This window comes from Falsigemmobacter intermedius (genome assembly GCF_004054105.1).
GTDB lineage: Bacteria > Pseudomonadota > Alphaproteobacteria > Rhodobacterales > Rhodobacteraceae > Wagnerdoeblera > Wagnerdoeblera intermedia.
On sequence record NZ_SBLC01000100.1, the window covers coordinates 1 to 3,336 of the forward strand.

The 3,336-nt window shown below is 58.7% G+C and carries 2 protein-coding genes and 3 pseudogenes; 4 read left to right on the plus strand and 1 reads right to left on the minus strand.

The window, feature by feature from the left end:
• Positions 1–353: transposase (locus EP867_RS19155; protein WP_164888970.1), on the plus strand; the 353-nt coding region annotated here is incomplete at its 5' end.
• Positions 354–635: 282 nt separating this feature from the next.
• Here the strand turns inward: EP867_RS19155 and EP867_RS19160 are convergent.
• Positions 636–1,637, minus strand: a pseudogene (locus tag EP867_RS19160) (IS3 family transposase); the annotation flags it as partial.
• 121 nt (positions 1,638–1,758) lie between these two features.
• Between EP867_RS19160 and EP867_RS19165 the strand changes: the two are divergent.
• From EP867_RS19165 to EP867_RS20380, 3 genes and pseudogenes are all read left to right on the plus strand, one after another.
• Positions 1,759–2,137 (plus strand): annotated as a pseudogene (locus EP867_RS19165) (IS3 family transposase); the annotation flags it as partial.
• 225 nt (positions 2,138–2,362) lie between these two features.
• Positions 2,363–2,728, plus strand: a pseudogene (locus EP867_RS20590) (IS110 family transposase); the annotation flags it as partial.
• A 56-nt stretch (positions 2,729–2,784) separates the two neighbouring features.
• Positions 2,785–3,261 carry a transposase gene (locus EP867_RS20380; RefSeq protein ID WP_241656980.1) on the plus strand — a complete coding sequence of 159 codons (477 nt, stop codon included), beginning with the start codon at positions 2,785–2,787 and terminating at the stop codon, positions 3,259–3,261.
• The last annotated feature ends 75 nt before the right edge of the window (positions 3,262–3,336 follow it).

Here is a 3,336-nt window from a genome sequence, read left to right on the forward strand (position 1 = left end):
TTGGCCCAATCACGGCCAGCGCAATCGTGGCGCATATCGCTGATACCAGCGCCTTCCGGACATCACGGGACCTATCGGCCTGGTTAGGACTGACGCCGAAACCACACTCGAGTGGCGGCAAGCACCGGGTGGGTTCCATCTCGAAGATGGGCAATCGCTATCTGAGGCGCCTTCTCTATCTCGGCGCGATGGGCGTGATCTCTGCCAGGCGCAAGGCCGGGGAACAAAATGACTGGCTGGGCCGGATCCTTGCGACAAAGCCTGCGAAAGTGGCAGCCGTCGCACTGGCGAACCGTATGGCCCGCACGATCTGGGCCATGCTCAGAACAGGCGAGGTCTGGCGACCCGTCTGATGAAGATCCCGGCCATCTCGGCCGGCTAAGGAATGGCGAGGGCAAAGTGAGATGATGGCAGATTGAGCGGTGACACAGGGATCAGGACACCCCGTTCGAACCGGAGCGCAGAAAGCGCGTGCCATTGATTGGGACCAGAGACCTGTTAGCGAACATTCATCAGGGCGCGTGGGAAGCCACAGATCAGACGCCGAATACATGGCCGCACCCGACCAGATGCCAGAAGTCACATCACCCTTGTCACGCGGGAGCCATCCATACACGGTTCGAGAGAGCCTGCAACGCGTTTTGGGTCGGTTTGCCTGGGGCGATGTAATGCCAGTCGATCTGACGCTCCTGGACGAAGCTCAGGATGGCATTGGAAGTGAACTCTGTTCCCTGCCTCAGGAAAATGATCCCCCGGATCATTTTCTGATCCTCGACAGTCGCTGACTATGGTTAAAGGCTTGCCGCGTGCCTCAAACAGGGCGCCCAGCTCCCGCGCAACTCTTGCGCCGGAAAGGGAAGTGTCGGCGATCAGCGCGAGGCATTCCCGCGTGCAATCATCAACCACGGTCAGTATGCGGAAGCGCCGCCCATCGGTCATCTGGTCTGAGACAAAATCCAGTGACCATCGCTGATTAGGCAGGAGCGGCAGTGCAACCGACGCCCGCGTGCCGATAGCCCGCTATCGCCCTCCACGCCGACGCACGTGCAACGTCGTCGGGGAAACGATCCCCCGGATCGTTTCCTGATCCTCCTCCATCTTCACGGTGAATCCGGAACAACCGCTTATGATTGACCTCATGCCCCTCGCGGCGAAGGAAGATATGCAGCCGCCGATAACCAAACCGACGGCGCTCCTTCGCTAGCGCATTGAGCCGATCACGCAACACGGGATCGTCCTGTCGGATTGTTTTATATCGCACCGACATGCGACAGCAGCCGATGACCCGGCACGTCCGCCGCTCGCTCATCTTGTGATTGGCCACAAGCTGGGCGACCGCTTGCCGCTTCGCGGAGGGCGCTACCACTTTTTTCCAAGCAGATCTTTCAGGGCTGCATTGTCGAGCATTGCATCCGCAAGCAAACGCTTCAGCCGGGCATTCTCGTCTTCGAGACCCTTCAGGCGCTTCGCCTCGCTGACGTCCATACCCCCGACATACCCCCGAATTTGGCTTTCCACTTGTAGACAGTGGCGTCGCTGACCCCGTGCGTTCGACAAAGATCAGCGACCGATATGCCCGCCTCATGCTCTTTGAGTATGCCGATGATCTGTTTTTCGGTGAACCTGTTGCCCTTCATCTCTGGTCCTTTCATGTGGGCCAGAGTCTAACTCAAATTGGATCAGCTCCGAGGGGCAACGTCAGCGTGGCTGCAGCATCATGCTGCTGTTGAGCAGAAAATCCACTTATCCCGGCTGTTCAGATTTCCGCAGCCATCTCGTGGCCAGGTGGAGCGGATGAACCGAACCATCAAAGAGGTCGAAGAGGGTCAGAAAACGATCCGAGGGATCGTTTTCCCGATGAGGGGGCAAACGCTTCCACTATCAAGACCACCAGCAGCTCAGGGCACACCTTGCCGACTACATGGCCGCCTACAACTATGCCCGCTGGCTGAAGACCCTGAACGGCCTTACGTCCTACGAATACATTTGCAAAATATGGACTTCAGAGCCCGAAAGATTCATCCTCGATCCGATCCACCAGATGCCGGGACTGAACACCTTATGTGGCTCTGGCCTGCTACATTACCCCGTCGCAGCTCCCGGCCAGGAGCCGCGATGGGGTAGGATACAGCGTTGAACACCTTGTGGCATGACCACGATCGCTAGCAGGCTGATCCTGCCTCTCTCACCGTCTCGAACAGTTGACGGTGGCCTGTTTTGCGGGGCCGCGAAATATAAGAAAGAGAGAGTGATATGGTACCAGCAGCAACCGTGATCGGCATAGATGTTTCCCGCGATTGGCTCGACGGCTTTTGTGTGCAGAGCGGGCGACGGCTCCGCTTGCCGAACACCGCAGCAGGCCATGCACAACTTATTGCGCAGTTCGAAGATCTGGCCCAGCCCGTGCGGGTCGGATTTGAGGGCCGGGAGGATCAGAAAACGATCCGGGGGATCGTTTTCCCGAACGGCGGGCGGTCAGGAATGGGTGCTGTGGTCCAGGCTTGTCGCCGCTGGCATGGAGGCGGTGCAACTCCCACCAGCACAGATCAAGGCCTTTGCCCTTTCACGGGGCACACGGGCAAAGACCGACCGGATCGATGCCGGGCTCATCGCACGGTTCATGCTGTTCAGGCCTGAAGTCGGGCGGAAGCTTTCGGAAGAGAACCTGCGTGTTCTCAGAGAGTTAACGACACGCAGGGCCCAGGTGGTCGAGATGCGTAAATGGCTTTCTGCACAGATAGCCGCACGTGAGGCAAACAGGACATTCGTGCAGATCCCGAGGATATGGATGCTAACCTTCTCGCAATGCTCGACGTTCAGGTCGGTGAACTTGAGCAGAGGATCAAAAGCGTCATTGGGCAGGAGGAAACCTCAGCGGCAAAGGCAAGGCTTCTGCTGTCGATCCCCGGGATTGGCCCGGTCTCTGCAGCGATGCTGATCGCGGAAATGCCGGAAATCGGCCGGATGACATCTGGCGAAGCTGCGGCGATGACAGACCTCGCGCCCATCCCGCACGACAGTGGCGCAATGCGGGGTAAACCGGCAATCGCCGGAGGTCAGCGCGCATTGAGACATGTCCTGTTCCAGGCCGCACTGGCTGCTGCGTGTCACAACCCTGTTCTGAAGCCAGTCGCGCAGACCCTTAAAATACGCGGCAAATCCCATAAGCTGGTCATCGTCGCAATAGCCCGAAGGCTGGTCACAATCGCAAATGCCATCCTTAAAACAGGCGTCCCATGGCGGCCTCACCTCAGCCGATAAACACAGTTGCTAGGTGAGCGTCACGAGCTGGCCGCTGTCGACCTGCCTTGACGGGCGGATCGCTCTCAGCGGAAG

Excerpts from the sequence above, each read along its gene's own strand:
- EP867_RS20380 (WP_241656980.1), top strand. The coding sequence starts at position 2,785 with ATGGATGCTAACCTTCTCGCAATGCTCGACGTTCAGGTCGGTGAACTT.